Here is a 16,272-nt window from a genome sequence, read left to right as displayed (position 1 = left end):
AAATACGATCCTGGTAATTAGGTAGTCCGGAGGTGACCCTGTTTTGGTTCGTACAATTTGCCCTGCGTCCGAAGATTTTCTATCTCCTGTTCAACTTGCTCCGGACTCATCCCGATTTCGCCGGAGCGGTCAAGGACCTCGTCGATGGGTGCGCCTTCCTCATATTCTGTTTCTATGTTTGCGATTAGCCGCTTTACCTCATCCTCAGGTTCGAGTTCCTGTCCAGGTTTGTCCGTTTCAACCACGTCATCATCGAACTGTCCTAGCTCTGGGTCGACACCAATATCCTTGAGACAGGATTCGACAAGTTCAGTCGCCCGCTTGGCGTCCGCAATATCAATCTTCTCCGAGAGCCGGACCCGCGCACTCGCCTCTGAGAGACGCACTAGCGCTTCTAATTTCCGGGCCGTAACTGGCACAGGAGCATCCTCATCTGTTCCCTTCGACCGAAGATCAACGTAGAACTCCGTGATCCAGTCTTTGGCTTCAGGCGTCAAAACGGGATGAACCTCCCGAGCATGGGCAATGTATTTCTGGATGAACGGGGCATCAAACGGGGCTTCGGCCGACTCTGGGAGTTCAGCCTCGGTGTCGTCTTGTCGTTGTTCGCCCGCCTGATTTATATCCAAAACGTGAGTGGCAGTCTGTTCATCTTCATCTGGGTCGGGTGAATCAGTAACAGTAAAAACAAGATCAAATAGGGTTAGCAGTTGTGTGTTTACAGGCAATTGATCGCCGATAGGTTCGTACTGATCGAACCGTCCGTACTTCGGGGCCGCAGCGGCAAGAACGCCAACCTGGGTGTCAATCGACTCATGAATAGATGCTTTCGAGATCGTGATCTGCTGCTGTTCCATCGGTTCAGTTAGCGCGCCCATCACGTCGCCATCAACCTCAGAAAGATTGTCAATCGCGGCGAGTCCACGATCTGCGATCGGTAGTGCCCCCGACTTGAGCTCCCATGGCCCGTCTGTGCCGCCCGTTCGGGCCGCAGCCGCCGTTAACCCTGCTTTCGATGTTTCAGCCCCATTGCTATACGTCGAGCGCGGCGAGAGTTTTGCTGCCGATCGGAGGATCCGACTGAGGCCAACTGCGGGATCGCCTGTGAACAGGAGATGGAGTTGCCCTCGGATCAGCTCTCCGCCGTCTGTCTCCTTTTGGACACCACTGAACAGTTGAAGCAGCACTGCCAACTTCTCCTCCTCTAAGCCACGGATCGAAGGCGCAATCGAGTCGACGAACTTCTCATAGAGGTCATCGCTACTGCTAACTTCGATGATCTTGCTCCGATCTTCGTCGGTCAATTTGGTGGGTAACTCGTCGCTCTGAGTTATCGAGACGCCGTCGACGTAGAGATCGAACAGAGGTGTCTTGTTGTTCCCGTCTTCCAACTGTTCAGCCCGGAGAATGCCAACAACTGTTACATGATCGCCTGGAGTTACCTGACCACACAGATCGTCTTGGAGATCGACGTCGATCGACTGCGGCGTTTCTCCAGTTCCAAGCCCCTTGGGTGACTCTTGAATTCGGATCTTCTGTGAATCGACGAGTTCCGATTGGTCAGTGTTAATCTGGAAAGGCCCCTGACGCTCACACCCCTGGCATTCGTGAGGCTCTTGATACTCACCGCTATGCTGTGGGATGTAGGTCATTGTCCCACATCGCTGGCACTCGAAGGCGGCTTCTGTGAGTTGTGGCCGAACGTCGGTCGCCTTTCGGACCACTCCACGGAATGAAATCAGACTTCGAACAAGGTCGTCGTGGACGCGAATGGATCTGATTGCGACATTTTCGGGGAGGCTTTCGAGTCTGACGTGCGCTCGGCCAAGGGAGACATCAGCCGGAAGATCGTAGAGGCGTAGTGCTTCTTCGGCGTACTCACGTATCTGTTCAGGTTTGTTCTGGAAATCCTCAGCGAGGTCCCGATCAAACTGAAAGAGGTCATCGTACGCGATGTACAGCGAGCGCTGTTCGTTGGGGTACCGTTGCGCAAGTTCTCCGATTTCCTCACGGTAGTAATTACGATAGAACTGGATGAATCGCTCTGTGAGATCCTGAGTTCCCATACTGCGTTCCATACAGACAGGTATAATCAAAGTGAGGTGTGGGCTGGAATTAGAATGGTGTAATAGGCCGATCGATCCTAGATCTATCTTTTTCGTTGACCGCATCGATACTCTACTGAACAAGACAGGTTCGATCGGTACAGAAACTTCGACTAGGTTCCTTTTTTATATAGGGTACTAGTCAAGTATTATCAGCTATCGGGTCATTCCACCCGGTGTAATGCTAAGCCGGGTACATAACTTGATAGATGGAAGTGAGCACGATAACTGGCAGATCTACCTCCTAATCACAGCTTTGGCAGTGGCCTTCAGCGAACACTCTAATCTATACTTCATTACCGGACTGCTTCACTCTCTTGACGGCACCGTCGTACTGACGTACACAGTAGAGGAATTACTGATCTCGGCCTGTCAAGGCTCTTTTATCGCAATTCTCGGTAATTGGATGTTTTCGCAGGGTGACTCATATTTCGCGTTCTGGACAGATTCATTCGACACGAAGGAGGTAGCTGTTTTGGTCAGGGTAGGCTTGATGACTTTACTCGGTGTTCTTGGAGGATTGGTGATCCCTGACTTGATTCACAGCTACGCCGAGTTCGTTGTGGTACAGACGTTCGGTGTGGTGATCTTAATCGGTTACGGACTGGTTCATTCTGATATTGTCAATTGGAAGATCTCAAACGAGCTGCCTGTGATTTTTGCAGGAATGGTTCTGGCTGGATTCCCGTACGTAGTCTAAATAAGGTAATTCTCCGCCAGTAATATGAGGTATGCCGTCGCCATATTACTCAGCTAGCTATGGACAGGTGCCAGATCTGATTACTCCCTTACCTATTCCAGATACACCTTCCGCTTCCCCTCCGTCGATCGCCAGCTATCTCTCCATGTAGATTCCTTCGATCAACTGGCTCTGTTGAGCCCTATCTTCAGATATATTCTCGACTGAAACAGCCGGTTGATAAAGAGTACGAACTGGCTGTGCGGACCGGACTACTAATCCCGCAACCGTCTCTTCACAACCTCCCCAAGTTCTTTCGCAGGAATCTCTTGGAGTCGCTCGTCCTCGCTCAATGTATCTAGAACAGCCCCAACGGGCTCGGTGAACTTGAAAACCAAGTGAACACCCGATTTGAATCCACCACTAACCCGTTCGCTTTCCAGAACACCGTACGTTCCGGCTTTATTGATGTGGCTGTTGACTGTTTCTTGTGTATAGATTTCCATGTCGCTTCCCTCACAGAGAATTTTGTAGATGTCGTACACCACTGGGCTCGGAGCCGCTCCTTCATTCTCTTTCGCGACAAGTGCGGCAGCGTACAGAGACAGTTTCTTTTGGACAGACATCCCACCAACGATCTCAAGGACCCGATTCTTCACCACAGAGTCGTTTGCCGATCTGACGTGGTCCTGCGTCACCACCGGGTCGCCCGCCCGGTTCGCGATCTCTCCAGCATCCCGGAGCAGATCGATCGCGCGACGCGCGTCACCTTCGTTTTGAGCACCGTACGCAGCCACGATCTCGATTACTCCGTCTTCGAGGGCGTCTTGTTTAAACGCATCTCGACGTCGTTCGAGAATTTCGATGAGCTCGTTGGCGTCGTAATCCGAGAAATGGATCCCGTTCGGGTTGTAGGAGCTGTCAGTCCGGCTGTCAAGGTTCTCGCGGAATTTCGGGTAGTTAGTGACAACCACCGTTGACAGCTGCGTATCAACATGCTGTTCCGACATGACTCGGCTCAAACTATAGAGCAGTCGAGAGTACGCCGGTTCGTCTGCGCCTGTACTGCCGGTCAGCGCGTCGATCTCGTCGAGGATGAACACGAGTGAGTCGAAGTGATCGTCGACGATCTCGTAGAGCCGGGTGTATTTCATATCGGTCGAGACACCCGACCGAGGGACATCCCAAACCACACCCGCTTTCCGTGCCGTCTGGTGGCCTAGCTTCCACACAGCGCGGTCGAGCGTGTGAGACTCCATCGTTTTGAAATTGACTGCCACAAAGTCGAACTCAATACCGCTCTCCTGAGCGCGTTCTTTGACTTTGTTCGCGACGGCTTTCACGGTCAGGGTCTTGCCTGTGCCACTAGGACCGTACAAAAGCAGATCCGGCGGTCGCTCACCATCGAGAGTGTCCCGAAACGCCCGAGCTTCGGCAGCGAGTTGCTCGTCCCGGCCGTAGATCCGATCCTGATCGACAATCGTACTCGAGTCTACGAGGTCCTTGTTTTCGAAAACAGTCTGTACGTCGCCATCGAGGATGCTATCCACGACAGATGATCCGGATTCTTGTGACCCACCAGACTCGGTATCTGGCTGCCCCGAGTCGGTTTCGTCGCCTTGCATAACGGTCATTGTGATCTAACCGCTAATAACCTTTGTCGAAATGAAGGGGGTAGAGTCGAAATGAAGTGGGTGTTGTCGATATGAACACCCCTCCGTCGAAATGAATTTCCTGCCTCTTTCATATCATCACACACCAACTTCGAAGTGAAGACCCCGCCATCGATATGAAATCTCAGACAGCAAGACAGACACCCCTTCTTCGAAATGAAATCCCACCTCAGAGTCCTGTCCGCAGTAGATCTTCTTCGAAGTGAGCACCCCTCCGCCGATATGAAGCCATCTAACCCGGAAATCGGCCCCATCCACACACCCCGTCATCGAAATGAAATACAAAAACACTGTGTCCGAGCCCGTCCACGAGATTTCATCGTGAGGAATGGCAGCAGGTTCTTCGAGATGAAATGCTCGAGCAAAACACTAATACTGCCGTATTAGACCGTGCAAATTAGATTTAGAGCAATTTTCTCTGTGGAAGAACCAATTTCATATCGAAGACGGTGTGTGAGAGTCATCTTACTACTACGTCAATTTTCGATTTCATATCGAATATGGGGTGTGAGAGCTACCGATATTATCTCTCGTTGTCCGCTCATAGTAGATACGCCGTTTGTTTTCACATTATACATTCTCTTCATTTCACAGAACTAATCCGCTGTATAACCCAACTAATATCTCTCGATAATAGTCCACATGGTACACACGAACCAGTCACACTAGACATCACTTGGCTCCCCGTCGGTGGCAGGCCCAAGGGAGATCGTTGACGTCAGTTCGGCGTCGACGTAGAACCAGTCGGCATCTCGATCTACATGGTAGTATCCGTCAGGTCGGGAATTCTCTGGATAGACATCGTCAGCCATCGATATCTCAGCGCTCAGGTGTTCGCCTTGCGCTCGCGTCCCGACGCCTATATGAACGGGAGGTCCGCGTCGGTCTCGTCGTACCACACGACGGGGCGCTTCGCGCAGCCGTTCTCTTCGAACTCCAGAAGCCCGTAGTCCGCCAACTCATTCACGTTGTCGAGGACCTCCAGTGGATTCTGGTCGATAAGGCGAGCGAGTTCTCGGATGCCCTCTGGCTCGTGCTCAACAATTGCTTCGAGGATTTCGAGGTTGGTCGACCGGAAGACGCGGCCGAACGTCTCGAGGTCTTCGATCGACAGCGTTGGCTCGCTGGGTTCGACATCGTCGCCGGCATCAATTGCTTCGAGCCGTTCCTCGAGGCCGCTACGATCCGCGGACTTGATCCCGACGTGGAGTGTTCGGGTCATGATTGTTGTAGTGTGGGGCTGGGATTTCGATTATGCGTCGATCAGCGTGCTCGGGTCACCAAGACGGCCGCCGTCGCGGTCGGACGGTGGTGAACCATCACCCCGGTTTATTCCTTCGCAATAAGTAGAAGAAGACATGAGCCGCGAAACCCCTGCCGACACCGACATCATTTCCGACGAGGAGCTCACCGCGCTGCTCGCCGAGGCCGAGGGGAGGACCCCTGAGGAGATCGAGCGCGGTGCCGCCGAGATTGGGATCGCTCCCCCCGAGGAAGCGACTGTCGTTGACAAGTGATATTGTTGTCTTAAGTAGAGTCACCAATTATCACGTCGACGACGAGGGGGCGAATCGTAGCTACGATTCTCTTTACAACAACAGCCTGCCGTGAGGCGAATGTATTAACTGGTCAACTCCCCCGCTCAGCAACCGACAGATAGAGAGCATAGTTCCCGGTATACTGCTTGGTATCTCGAACTTTCGTCCGGCTCAGGTTAAGCTCGACACGCGTCTCGTCATCCTCAAAATCAAGGAGACACGTCAATAGGCCCGCGAACGTTTCCACGAATCTCGCATCGCCGGAGATTCGAATGTTCGAGATATCGGTCTCGTGAGTGCTGCCTTCGAACCCCGCCGGCTTCGCAAGAACTGATCTTTTCAGTTCCACTTGATTGGGCTTGTCGAGAGAGTTGAGCCACTTCACCGCATCTTTCTTGAGTATATGACCGCTTTTTGTTGACTGAAGCCCCTCAAGCGACGATACTAGATCTCCCTTCTCACGAGAAACGGTTGGAGCACCATCCGGAGCGCAGTTATCACAGCATTCCTCGGCATTACCTGGTGCGAGTAACACACCACAATCGGCGCAGAATGTCATCTGAATCCCAGAGGACGCGAATCTATCTTATAGCTATCGTAGCGGGGTGAGAACGTCCCAGCGTTGCTGGAGTCCAGTTGCCGAAGGTGCCAAGATCAACGCCTGAAGACACTTACTGGGTGGCAGTTACCGAGAGAGACCGATAGCATGCTCCAAACGCCACGGATTGTTCAATACGGCTTGCTTGTCGTCTGTGCCACCAGTAGTGAGGATGCCAAGGTGGTAGAGCTGATACTTGAATTGGAAGTGGATGCCAGATTTATACACGGTAGGGTCAGCAAGCTCTGATTCAGCAATCTCTCCGTCAGCGGTGAGGACAGCATCACGACGATGTTGTGTGAAGAACACCTCAACGGCGAGTGGCTGATTAATACGCGTAGCTTCCAGAGCGACATCGGCAAGCGTCGGCTCAGAGACCCCGTTTTCGTGAAGCCGTTCGAGTGCGGTGATGATGAGTCGCGTCGGCTCGTACTGGATAGCGACAGAGCGTGCGAGCTGTGCCCATCGCGGAGCGAGCTCAGTGAACCGTGTTCGACTACCAGTCCACGTGTCGAACTCGGCCAGCGCAGCCGTGACACTACCGTGTTGATTGCGGGCGAATCGCACAACTTCTGCGCCAAGGTGTGTGAGTGAGTCCCCGTTGGGTTGATCGTCGACGAGGTTCAACAGAATCGCTCCGCGTCGCCCACCAGAAATGGCGTTGATGACATTTTCAGCGTAGACAGCGTCAGTGTCGCCGTCGGCAGCAAGCGCGAGCGCGTACCCCAGATAGTTTTTCGGGTGGTTTACCGGAAAGCTCCCCTCGGTGAGCTGGTGCGTGGATGCTTGTAGTCGCACCGCGTCGATCGTGGTTGAGAACTCACCGGCCCCAGTAACCCGAGCGGGCTCGACGACACGGGCCGATTCCGTATCGTCGACAGCGATAACACCGACGTTAAGATTCCGCGCTTGTGCGCGTGCTGCGTCGGTGATGCTGGTGGCCGGTGCCGCGACGTAGCCGAGGTTAACTTCAGGAAGGTGAGCGTGTGCCTGGGTAATACCGCGAGCGACGTCTGCGGCGGCCGGGTCAGCATTGTGACCTTTCGCTTCGATCACCGTGACTGGTTTCGTCGCCGCATCACCGTTCAGAACATCAGTGGCTGGCATCCCGACGCCGAGTAAGTCGGGTTCGCCGGCAGCGAGCCGGATCGTGTTATACGGCGCAAGCCGGTTACGAAGCGAATCAGGAATGGTCCAGCCGCCCCACGTGGATTGAGTGAACTGCGTCTCCGTGACCGCGTACTGATCCGGGCTCGTGTCAATATCGGGATACAGTGTGTCTTTCGCGGCAGCAAGCACCGTTGGCTCAGCGAGCGTGACTGCCATTATCCTGTTTACTGACGGTCAGATGATATAGTTGGGGGGATCGGGACACTCGGTACGTAGAGCGTGTTGGCAGGCAGCTCATCGAATACGATTATAGGATCGACAACACAACAGCCCTGTATGGAAGTCGGGCTCGTCAGCTGTACAAAGAGTAAGCGCGAGGAGGCAGCGAAACCGAAGGATCTGTATCTTGAGTCGGCGTTTTTCAGGAAGGCTCGCCAGTACGTGGAAGCGAATCACGATGCGTGGTATATTCTCTCTGCAAAACACCATCTGCTTGGCCCGGATGGAGACCCGATCGAGCCGTATGACGAGACGCTGAGTGGTGCGTCCGTTGATACGAAACGTGAGTGGGCAGAAACCGTGTTTGAGCAGTTACGCGAAGAAGGCCTGCTTGGTGACGGGAATCGGCTCGTCTTCCACGCTGGACGAGATTACCACGAGGAACTCACACCGTTGCTTTCCGAGACGAGTGTTGAATTCACAGTCCCGACCGACGGGTTACAGTTCGGTGAAACCCTCGCGTGGTACAACGATCGCATTTGAACACGGCGCCGTCATAACAGCTAACAGCTATTAGACATATCTGCCAATATGCCAACGGAATCGGTCAACGGGGCGAAGTTGTACTACGAATCAGATGGAGACGGAGTACCAGTTGTCTTCCTCCACGGCGTGTTAATGAGTAGCCGATTCTTCAGCGAACAGCAGTCGCTCAGCGATGACCATCAGCTGATCACGCTCGATTTTCGAGGACACGGTCGCTCGGAAAAGACCGAAACGGGCCATACACTCCCACAGTATGCCCGTGACCTGGAAGCGTTCCTTGACGCACAGGATCTTTCTGACGTTGTCCTTGTCGGGTGGTCGATGGGATCGCTTGTGGCGTGGGAGTACGTCCGCCAGTTTGGGACAGACCGGTTCCGGGGCTTCGTGAGTGTCGAACAACAGCCACTCGATCTTGAACAAGAGGATTACGAGCACGGTGTATTCGGCTTTGATGAACTTCGCGGACTCATGGAGCTCGCACAAACCAGCCCACACGAGCTGGCGTGGTCCCTCATTGACGAGATGCTCGTGGATGAACCAGATGCTGTCGAACAGATGCTCTTCGATGAGATCACACGAGTCCCGCCACCGATCACGAGCGCGATTCTCTTCGACCAATCAGTACGCGACTACCGAGAAGTGGTTCCCGACGTAGATGTTCCTACCCTCGTGTGTCTTGGTGAAGATGAAACGATGCTAGAGAATGGTGGTGTCGAATTCGTTGCCGACAAGACACCTGACGCCCAGTTTGAGCGCTTCTCCAATAGTGGTCACTGTCCGTTTCTTGAGGAGCCTGAGCGGTTCAATCACGTCCTTTCGTCGTTCATCACAGCACGCTGCTAATAGAGTGTCCGGCCACACGAGTCAGCGTCTCATCTACCAGGCTCATCCACTCACACCAGACAGCACTCCACGATGGGCTACATACCACAGACGCCGAGGAAGCAATTGTGACAGCCGTCAACCGAGGTGGAGACACCGATACGATCGGCGCAATCACAGGTGCCATCGCAGGTGCCCGATTTGGCGCGTCTCAGCTCCCGGACCGATGGCTGACAGCGATTGACGAGGTAGACGAACTCAAAGCACTAGCGATGGAGTTCGAAGGACCAGAGGAATAAACTAAACCACCCGACATCATAGGCCGATTCGAATGGCCGTCGACGACGATACCGGAAGTGGGCACGTGGATATAGACGAACCGGCCTGGTCTGTGTCTCGACTCAACGACGAAATTGCTGCCACTTTGGAATCCGCCGCGGAACGGTTCCCAACGTACGTTGTCGGCGAAGTCTCCGATGCGACAGCGAAGGGCTACGGGACGTTCTTTACACTCCGAGACGTCGACGGCGAGGAAACTATCCAGTGTATCGTGTGGTCGTCCTATCGCGACCGCATCGACGAGCCCATCACCGAAGGCGAGGAGGTAATCGTCCGGGCAAACGTCGATTTCTACGCCGAAGGCGGCCGGACACAACTCAACGTCAAAAACTACTGGCCGGTCGGCGATTCCGATCGATCACAGGAATTGGAGGCATTGCGTGCCAAACTCAATGAGGAGGGCCTCTTCGATGCCGACCGAAAACAGTCACTTCCACCGTTTCCATCAAACATCGGGATCATCACCTCATTGACTGGATCGGCTCGAGAAGATTTCCGTGAGTCCGCCTGGGGACGCGCACCCGGAGTGACGCTCACGTTCTTTGGAGCGACCGTTCAGGGCAAAAACGCCACAGCATCGATCGTCGGGGCGCTCCAACAGGCAGATCGAGATCCAGACATCGACACCATCGTCGTAACGCGTGGTGGCGGCGCAGACGACACGCTATGGTGTTTCAATGAAGAGCCCGTCGTCCGAGCAATCGCGGACTGTGTGACCCCAACAGTCGTCGCTGTGGGCCACGAAGACGATGAGACCCTCGCCGAAGCTGTCGCAGACAAGCCAGCAATGACACCGACAGATGCGGGGATCGTGGCGACGCCTGAGATGAGCACCATCCGAGAGCGCGTCGAGACTATCGAACGGCGACTCCAAATCGGGTACGAAACAGTCGTCAGCGAGCAGCTTGACGCGCTCAATCGACGGATCGAAAACGCCGTTGTGAGACTCGAACGGGCAGCAGAAACTCGGCAGGCACATATCCAGCGAGCAGCCGATCTCGAACAGCGGATCGATACCGCCTACACGACACTTACAGCATCACGCCTCGATGCGGTCGACGACAGAATCGAGACGGCACTCCAAGAGATCGAACACGCCGCGAAAACAGAGGCCGTGACGGTACGGGCAGCGCGGGGACGCATTGGCGGACTTGAGAGCCGTATTGATCGGGCGTACGAGACACACATCACCCAAGAGACCGAAGCACTTGAGCGCCGGATCGAAAGCGCGTATCGAGACATCGAGACGGATACGGACGTCCAAGAAGCTAAGCAGGAAGCTCGCCAGCTTCGGATAGTCATCCTGGTCCTCGTTGGGTTGCTACTGCTCTGTGTCGCGCTATGGGCAGGCGGAATTCTGTGAGCATGACAGGGTATTCAAGGACACTCCAAGTGACCATCAAGTATGAGTGAGACTGAGGTTGACATCGCCGAGACAATCGATCGACTTGAAGAGATAGCCGAGATACTCGAAGATGGAGAGGTTGATCTCACCACCGCGAAGGAGCTCCGCGAGGAGGCAGACGACCATCTCGAGAAGCTTCGTGACGCGCTGGACGTCGGCGACGGTGATATCATCGAGATCGACGGTGAGGACGCCGAGCTAGAACGCGCCGAGTGAGTTTTCGGACGTTTCCGGAAACAGAGCGTTTCCACAATCAGAATTAGGGGACAGCGACGCCATAGAAGAATCAATCTAACGGCGATGGGGATCTTTCCGGAATTGACCCGGTGAGGTTTTTATAACCTGAGCGGAAATGAATCTGTCAGACCCAAATGATCCGTGATGCTCGCGTCCTCCGCGCCGGATTCGTCCCTCGAGAAGTCGAGCATCGCGACGCCGAAGTCAACCACCTCTCGAGCGTTCTCGAACCGATCACGAACGGCGAGCCGGCTGACACGGCCATCGTCACTGGCCCGAGCGGTGTCGGTAAAACCTGTGTCTCGAAGTTCGTTACAGAACGGCTCCGCGAGGAAGTGCTCGACGTCGAGGCCACCTACGTCAACTGCTGGCGGAACTACAGCCGCTTCCGAACGCTGTACCAGATCCTCGACGACATCGGGGCCACGATAGACATCCATCGCCAGTCGACACCCCACGACGAGCTCATCGATCGCCTCCAACAGTACGACGGTCCTCGAACCGTCGTCATCCTCGACGAGGTCGACCAACTCGAAGATCCGAGCATCATCTACGACCTCCACAGTATGGAGCAGTTCGCGGTGATCTGTATCGCGAACAAAGAAGAAGAACTGTTCAGCCGCGTCGACGATCGCCTTGTGAGCCGGCTGCGCTCCAGCGAACACGTCCGGATGGACAAGTACCACAACGAGCAACTCTACGACATTCTGAGTGCTCGAACGAAGTGGGGCCTAGAAAACGGCGTCATCACCGACGAGCAGCTTTATCAGATCGCTGATGCCGCTGCTGGTGATGCCCGTCTCGCGATCGGGATGCTTCGCAGCGCAGCCAGCACAGCTGACCGCGAAAATCACGAGGAGGTCACCAACGACATCCTCCTAGACGCTGCTGAAGATGCTCGGGCTCAAATTAAGCAGAAGAGTCTCGACTCGCTCACGCCGCATCAGCGAGTCGTCTACGATATTGTTCGCGACCACGGCCCGCTTGGACCCAGCGAGATTCACGACCGCTATACTGAGGCGGTCGACGATCCGCGGACGAAGCGCACCGTCCGGACCTACCTTTCGAAGATGGCCCAGTACAATCTGCTTGAGGCAGAAGGCACGAGTCGGGACCGGGAGTACTCGCTCGTCGATTCAGCAGCTGCGTCGCCGATGTAGTGACTGGGAAGCCGCCGAGTAGATATCTCTCGGCTTTGTGAAAGTCCTCTTATTAGGACACATTTTCCTTCGAAACAGCAGCTCACTGAAGACTGCCCATTGAATGAATCGTACTTTCCGTTCCGAGAGATACCTCAGAGTGTTGTTCACTATATTATGATGGAAGATCCCAGATAGAGCGGTCAAGACGTTGAAAGATTTTATCGATAGTCAAATAGACCCGAAATAATCTCGGTGACCAACGCATTTCTATTCTCAACCTTTCCTTCAATTCATCTTGGCGATTTGAAATTGTGTCAAATCTCGACTCCAGCAGAGTATATGCAGCTGGGGGCATCTCCACTCCGTCGTGTATTGAATCAATTAGCCCCTTTACATAATCTACATCCCGATAGTAATTATAAACATCATCAGCAGTATCAACATCGAATTTGCTTATTTCGGTCCCACCACTTTGCAACCCTACCGTACTGAATCGCGAGGCAGGTGGGACCAGACCTTCTTGTATTCTGATCGGTTCTTGATCAGATATTTGTTCACGCTCGTTCTGCGGTTGTCCGGGGACGATATTTACCTGTACAAGATGTCGACGCAGACCCGCACATGTTGATTCGTTCTTTTCGATGTCGTTCAATATTGTCTTAGCAACGCGTTGTCTGGTCTTTATTTGGCGTACTACGTAGATTGATGTCGGTATTAGAACAGGGATTGAGAAAGACAGTACCAGCACCCAATCGACCATGTCGGTATGCTATTAACTCTCAATATAAGCCTTCCTCTGTACTGACCACAAGGGCTCAAAGTGTATTAGTTGTCAAATAGTTCAACAGAGCCGCTACAAAATAAGTGAGTTACTGATTGTCAGTTTCAGGCGTGTGTCCCGGTACTGGGCTTTGCTGAGAACTCATCCAGTAACTCAATTGCTTGGTCTAATGCGTACTGAGACTGCGGGTACACCGGTAACGGGTCACCGGAGTCAGGTGCTACAGGTACTTTGATGTCTTCCTCTTGGTCAAAAATTCCGAATGGAAACAGTTTCAACTGCTGTGATTCGCTTGGCTGGCTCATGTTAATACAGACGAAGTCAGTTACTTTGTCGCCATCGCCGAAGCAGTCTCTGTACAGTTGGGCACTGTGGTCAACACGTTCAGCTTGCTGCTCTCCCAACCCTTTCTCACCGGAGCTTCCGGCCTGTAGTCGTTCCTGAACCTGATTGTACCACTGGTCGCAGGACGAACCATCGCCGTGTTCAACACCAGCCGCCGGCGACGACAACACACGGTTGACGTGGTTTTGTAGCAGTCGGAAGGCTTCGTACTGCTCAGTCAGGTCTGACCGCGGAGGAACATCAACTGGGAGATCCTGTAAGCGTTCACGTGGGAGAACCATTCCGTCGTCCACGCCGTACCGTGATCTGATCTCGATCCTAGACAGTTCAGCGAAAGCTGCAATTCCAATACTTTCCCAGAGGACTTCTCCGATCCGGTTCTCAAGTTCTTCTGGAACACTTTCTGGAATTTCGCCTGCGATATCGTAGCCTTGCCGTGGAGTTTCCCCAAGTTCAATGTAGACGAATTCTCCGTCAGTGCCGAGCACCTCGTTACTCCCAGTTACATTTTCAGATTGTTCGAACTTTTTCGTACGCAAAGCCTCTGTTTGGAGGTAGGCGGAGAACGCGGTTTCTAAGAGTTTCTCGGACGGCCACCGGTAGGTGTTGTACTCCCGGATAGTTTCGTAGCAGTAACCGGTTTCTTCGGAGATAGTGCGCACCAGCGGTTCTAGGAAGGCCGGTGATTTCCCGGTAAGGTTGAAAATCCATTCGGCAGCATCTCCCTCAAGCAATTGCCTGACACCGTGAGTCTCCGCGATCTGGATCGCAACCTGTACACGGTCTTCAAGTGAGAGTTCTTTGACCGCCCAGTCCAAGTTACGGATCTTCTCAAACCCGGTGTCTTCAGTATCAGTTCCCTTTGTGGAGAGGTGACCGAGGTCATGAAGCAGGTAGAATAGTTCGTCTGGGAAAGATTCCTCTAGTTCGCATCCGCTGCTTAGGGCTATCTCAGCTCCTTCGTCGGTGACTTGGAAGGTATTGACGGGGTTGGCGTCACCCGGTTTATGGATGAAGTATCCTCCATCCTTTCGCTGTTTCAGCTTAGGCACTCTGTGATTGTTAAAGAATGACCAGATAAAAATCCCGACACACTAAGCCTAGTTCCTGAATCTGTACTGAGCAATCCGTACTTTACGTGTATTGACGATAGCCAGTCAAAGTGACCCACCTACTGAGGGTTTCAATAGAGCCTGAATCTGGCAATTAATTACTCTCCAAGCGCGGCGACGACGTCGTCGATCGTATAGAGGCGGACATCGTCGCGCTTGCGGGCGGCGTCGCGGATGCTGTCGGTAAATCCACTCCGGGGGAACAGCGCGTATTCGACGGTGCGCGAGCCACCGCCCGACGGCTGCCACCGGAGTTCCTCGACGTGCGTCTCCAGCGATGCCAGCGCGCCGTAGTCGAGTGGTGATTCCTGATACTTACACTCACCGACGACGAGCGTGTCTTCGTCAGTGAGCCCGACGACGTCGATCTCGTGGTCCTGATACCACCACTGCCCAACATCGACGATCGGCGTCTCGTCGTACAGGGTCCACAGGGCCTCACAGCACAGCTGCTCGAAAGCAGGAGCGACGAAATCGGCCAGTTCGGGGTCGACGAGTCGGTCGTAGGCCTCCTCACCGAACTGGTCGTAACGATCCGCACTCCCGTACAAGAATCGGAACCAGAATCGGAACAGGGGATCCCGAAGTCGGTACTGACTCCGCTTGGATCGTTCAGGTTTCTCAGTCACGGGCACATGCCGTTCAATGAGTCGGAGCCGGGAGAGCCGATCCAGATACGTCGATAGCTGGTTGTAGTCGATACCTGTCACGCCGGCAATCTCGTTGCGGCCTGTTGCCCCGCCAGCGATCGCTTCGAGGATCGAGAAGTAGCGCGTCGGCTCCGTTAGTTCCATCCGGAGAACGTACTCCGGCTCGTTACGGAGCGATCCGTGGCGAGTTAACACCGTCTGCTGGATGTTCTCGCCGAGGGACCGATCAGCGTCGAGTTCCTCGAGGTAGTAGGGAACACCACCGAACACGCTCCACGTACGCACGGCCTCGTCCGCCGTCGCATCATCCGGGAAAAACTCCGTCGCGGCGTCGAACGAGAGTTCACGGATGTCGAGTGTCAAGAATGTCCGCCCGTATAGCGGACTGTCTCCGAGCAGCGTCGCTTCCTCCATCATGCTGATCGACGACCCGACCAGCACGAACGTCGTCTCCGACTCGTCGAACTCGTGGTCGAACAGCGCCTGTAACACCGACGGGAGGCTCTCGTCCTGTTCAATCAGGTACGGAAACTCGTCAAGGACGACGATCGCATTCTGGTCGCCCAGATATCGGAACAGGCGCTCCCAATCAGGACGGATATCTTCGATACCGGGAACCGTGTCGGCCGCAGCCTCGACAAACTGTTCCAGTTGGAGCTCCCGCGTCTTCTGTCGTGCCTGATAGAAGACCGCGTTCTCTCGTCCCTCAAGCGCCTTCTTGACGAGTCTCGTCTTTCCCAGCCGCCGCCGCCCGTACACGACAGCGAGATCCGCGGTCTCCGAGTCAAACAGGCCGTGAAGCCGATCTAACTCCTCCGAGCGGTTCACGAAGTCTGTCATGGCGCTGAATTAGTGAGGATGGAATAAAAATATTCTGAATAATCATATTCTAGAATATCATATCTACAGATATTATCGACGGGCTTGGTACAATGAGGATAGCTAAATTAACCAACAATCTGCCGGGACAT

The 16,272-nt window shown here is 54.1% G+C and carries 15 protein-coding genes and 1 pseudogene; 8 read left to right on the top strand and 8 right to left on the bottom strand.

The window, feature by feature from the left end; all coding sequences use genetic code 11:
- Positions 1 to 17: 17 nt before the first annotated feature.
- On the bottom strand, positions 18 to 2,066 hold the full coding sequence (locus B4V04_RS00535; RefSeq protein WP_498228428.1) for a minichromosome maintenance protein MCM: 2,049 nt from the start codon (positions 2,064 to 2,066) through the stop codon (positions 18 to 20).
- A 220-nt stretch (positions 2,067 to 2,286) separates the two neighbouring features.
- On the opposite strand from B4V04_RS00535, the gene B4V04_RS00530 reads away from it, so the two are divergent.
- Positions 2,287 to 2,805, top strand: a complete 519-nt coding sequence (locus B4V04_RS00530) for a hypothetical protein (RefSeq protein ID WP_498228426.1) — start codon at positions 2,287 to 2,289, stop codon at positions 2,803 to 2,805.
- 254 nt (positions 2,806 to 3,059) lie between these two features.
- On the opposite strand, the gene B4V04_RS00525 is transcribed toward B4V04_RS00530, so the two are convergent.
- Together B4V04_RS00525 and B4V04_RS00520 are read right to left on the bottom strand one after the other, a co-directional pair.
- Positions 3,060 to 4,334, bottom strand: coding sequence for a Cdc6/Cdc18 family protein (locus B4V04_RS00525; RefSeq protein WP_308204438.1), 1,275 nt, complete (start codon positions 4,332 to 4,334; stop codon positions 3,060 to 3,062).
- A 982-nt stretch (positions 4,335 to 5,316) separates the two neighbouring features.
- Entirely contained in the window at positions 5,317 to 5,679 is a 363-nt protein-coding gene (locus B4V04_RS00520) for an HVO_A0114 family putative DNA-binding protein (RefSeq protein WP_498228424.1), read from the bottom strand.
- A gap of 136 nt (positions 5,680 to 5,815) precedes the next feature.
- Between B4V04_RS00520 and B4V04_RS00515 the strand changes: the two genes are divergently transcribed.
- Positions 5,816 to 5,974, top strand: a complete 159-nt coding sequence (locus B4V04_RS00515; RefSeq protein ID WP_233139232.1) for a hypothetical protein — start codon at positions 5,816 to 5,818, stop codon at positions 5,972 to 5,974.
- A 112-nt stretch (positions 5,975 to 6,086) separates the two neighbouring features.
- On the opposite strand, the gene B4V04_RS00510 is transcribed toward B4V04_RS00515, so the two are convergent.
- Positions 6,087 to 6,554, bottom strand: coding sequence for a hypothetical protein (locus B4V04_RS00510; RefSeq protein WP_050033737.1), 468 nt, complete (start codon positions 6,552 to 6,554; stop codon positions 6,087 to 6,089).
- 126 nt (positions 6,555 to 6,680) lie between these two features.
- Complete coding sequence (locus tag B4V04_RS00505; RefSeq protein WP_050033738.1) at positions 6,681 to 7,919, bottom strand: hypothetical protein; 1,239 nt, start codon at positions 7,917 to 7,919, stop codon at positions 6,681 to 6,683.
- Positions 7,920 to 8,039: 120 nt separating this feature from the next.
- Here B4V04_RS00505 and B4V04_RS00500 point away from each other — a divergent pair, with 120 nt between their 5' ends.
- From B4V04_RS00500 to B4V04_RS00475, 6 genes and pseudogenes are all read left to right on the top strand, one after another.
- On the top strand, positions 8,040 to 8,465 hold the full coding sequence (locus B4V04_RS00500) for a DUF6884 domain-containing protein (protein ID WP_498228422.1): 426 nt from the start codon (positions 8,040 to 8,042) through the stop codon (positions 8,463 to 8,465).
- Positions 8,466 to 8,513: 48 nt separating this feature from the next.
- Positions 8,514 to 9,311: an alpha/beta fold hydrolase gene (locus B4V04_RS00495; RefSeq protein WP_498228421.1), complete on the top strand. Its 798-nt coding sequence runs from the start codon at positions 8,514 to 8,516 to the stop codon at positions 9,309 to 9,311.
- Positions 9,312 to 9,358: 47 nt separating this feature from the next.
- Positions 9,359 to 9,589 (top strand): annotated as a pseudogene (locus tag B4V04_RS00490) (ADP-ribosylglycohydrolase family protein); the annotation flags it as partial.
- 32 nt (positions 9,590 to 9,621) lie between these two features.
- Positions 9,622 to 10,992, top strand: coding sequence for an exodeoxyribonuclease VII large subunit (gene xseA, locus B4V04_RS00485; protein ID WP_498228419.1), 1,371 nt, complete (start codon positions 9,622 to 9,624; stop codon positions 10,990 to 10,992).
- Positions 10,993 to 11,034: 42 nt separating this feature from the next.
- Entirely contained in the window at positions 11,035 to 11,250 is a 216-nt protein-coding gene (locus B4V04_RS00480) for an exodeoxyribonuclease VII small subunit (protein WP_317652204.1), read from the top strand.
- Between the two features lie 155 nt (positions 11,251 to 11,405).
- Entirely contained in the window at positions 11,406 to 12,431 is a 1,026-nt protein-coding gene (locus B4V04_RS00475) for a Cdc6/Cdc18 family protein (protein WP_498228417.1), read from the top strand.
- A gap of 154 nt (positions 12,432 to 12,585) precedes the next feature.
- Here B4V04_RS00475 and B4V04_RS00470 read toward each other — a convergent pair whose 3' ends face one another.
- The 3 genes from B4V04_RS00470 to B4V04_RS00460 all read right to left on the bottom strand — a co-directional run bounded on the left by B4V04_RS00470 (position 12,586) and on the right by B4V04_RS00460 (position 16,141).
- Entirely contained in the window at positions 12,586 to 13,173 is a 588-nt protein-coding gene (locus B4V04_RS00470) for a hypothetical protein (RefSeq protein ID WP_498228415.1), read from the bottom strand.
- Positions 13,174 to 13,298: 125 nt separating this feature from the next.
- Positions 13,299 to 14,591, bottom strand: coding sequence for a hypothetical protein (locus tag B4V04_RS00465; RefSeq protein ID WP_498228413.1), 1,293 nt, complete (start codon positions 14,589 to 14,591; stop codon positions 13,299 to 13,301).
- A gap of 158 nt (positions 14,592 to 14,749) precedes the next feature.
- Positions 14,750 to 16,141 carry an ATP-binding protein gene (locus B4V04_RS00460; protein ID WP_498228412.1) on the bottom strand — a complete coding sequence of 464 codons (1,392 nt, stop codon included), beginning with the start codon at positions 16,139 to 16,141 and terminating at the stop codon, positions 14,750 to 14,752.
- Between the last annotated feature and the right edge of the window lie 131 nt (positions 16,142 to 16,272).

The sequence above is a fragment of the Halorubrum sp. B52 genome (genome assembly GCF_059752555.1).
Note: the sequence above shows the minus strand (reverse complement) of the source record. Positions and strands in the feature narration are given on the sequence as shown.

What these genes read in the sequence shown, in the direction of transcription:
- B4V04_RS00535 (WP_498228428.1), bottom strand. Translation starts at nt 2,066, where the DNA reads ATGGGAACTCAGGATCTCACAGAGCGATTCATCCAGTTCTATCGTAAT.
- B4V04_RS00530 (WP_498228426.1), top strand. Translation starts at nt 2,287, where the DNA reads ATGCTAAGCCGGGTACATAACTTGATAGATGGAAGTGAGCACGATAAC.
- B4V04_RS00520 (WP_498228424.1), bottom strand. Translation starts at nt 5,679, where the DNA reads ATGACCCGAACACTCCACGTCGGGATCAAGTCCGCGGATCGTAGCGGC.
- B4V04_RS00515 (WP_233139232.1), top strand. Translation starts at nt 5,816, where the DNA reads ATGAGCCGCGAAACCCCTGCCGACACCGACATCATTTCCGACGAGGAG.
- B4V04_RS00510 (WP_050033737.1), bottom strand. Translation starts at nt 6,554, where the DNA reads ATGACATTCTGCGCCGATTGTGGTGTGTTACTCGCACCAGGTAATGCC.
- B4V04_RS00505 (WP_050033738.1), bottom strand. Translation starts at nt 7,919, where the DNA reads ATGGCAGTCACGCTCGCTGAGCCAACGGTGCTTGCTGCCGCGAAAGAC.
- B4V04_RS00500 (WP_498228422.1), top strand. Translation starts at nt 8,040, where the DNA reads ATGGAAGTCGGGCTCGTCAGCTGTACAAAGAGTAAGCGCGAGGAGGCA.
- B4V04_RS00495 (WP_498228421.1), top strand. Translation starts at nt 8,514, where the DNA reads ATGCCAACGGAATCGGTCAACGGGGCGAAGTTGTACTACGAATCAGAT.
- xseA (WP_498228419.1), top strand. Translation starts at nt 9,622, where the DNA reads ATGGCCGTCGACGACGATACCGGAAGTGGGCACGTGGATATAGACGAA.
- B4V04_RS00480 (WP_317652204.1), top strand. Translation starts at nt 11,035, where the DNA reads ATGAGTGAGACTGAGGTTGACATCGCCGAGACAATCGATCGACTTGAA.
- B4V04_RS00475 (WP_498228417.1), top strand. Translation starts at nt 11,406, where the DNA reads ATGATCCGTGATGCTCGCGTCCTCCGCGCCGGATTCGTCCCTCGAGAA.
- B4V04_RS00470 (WP_498228415.1), bottom strand. Translation starts at nt 13,173, where the DNA reads ATGGTCGATTGGGTGCTGGTACTGTCTTTCTCAATCCCTGTTCTAATA.
- B4V04_RS00460 (WP_498228412.1), bottom strand. Translation starts at nt 16,141, where the DNA reads ATGACAGACTTCGTGAACCGCTCGGAGGAGTTAGATCGGCTTCACGGC.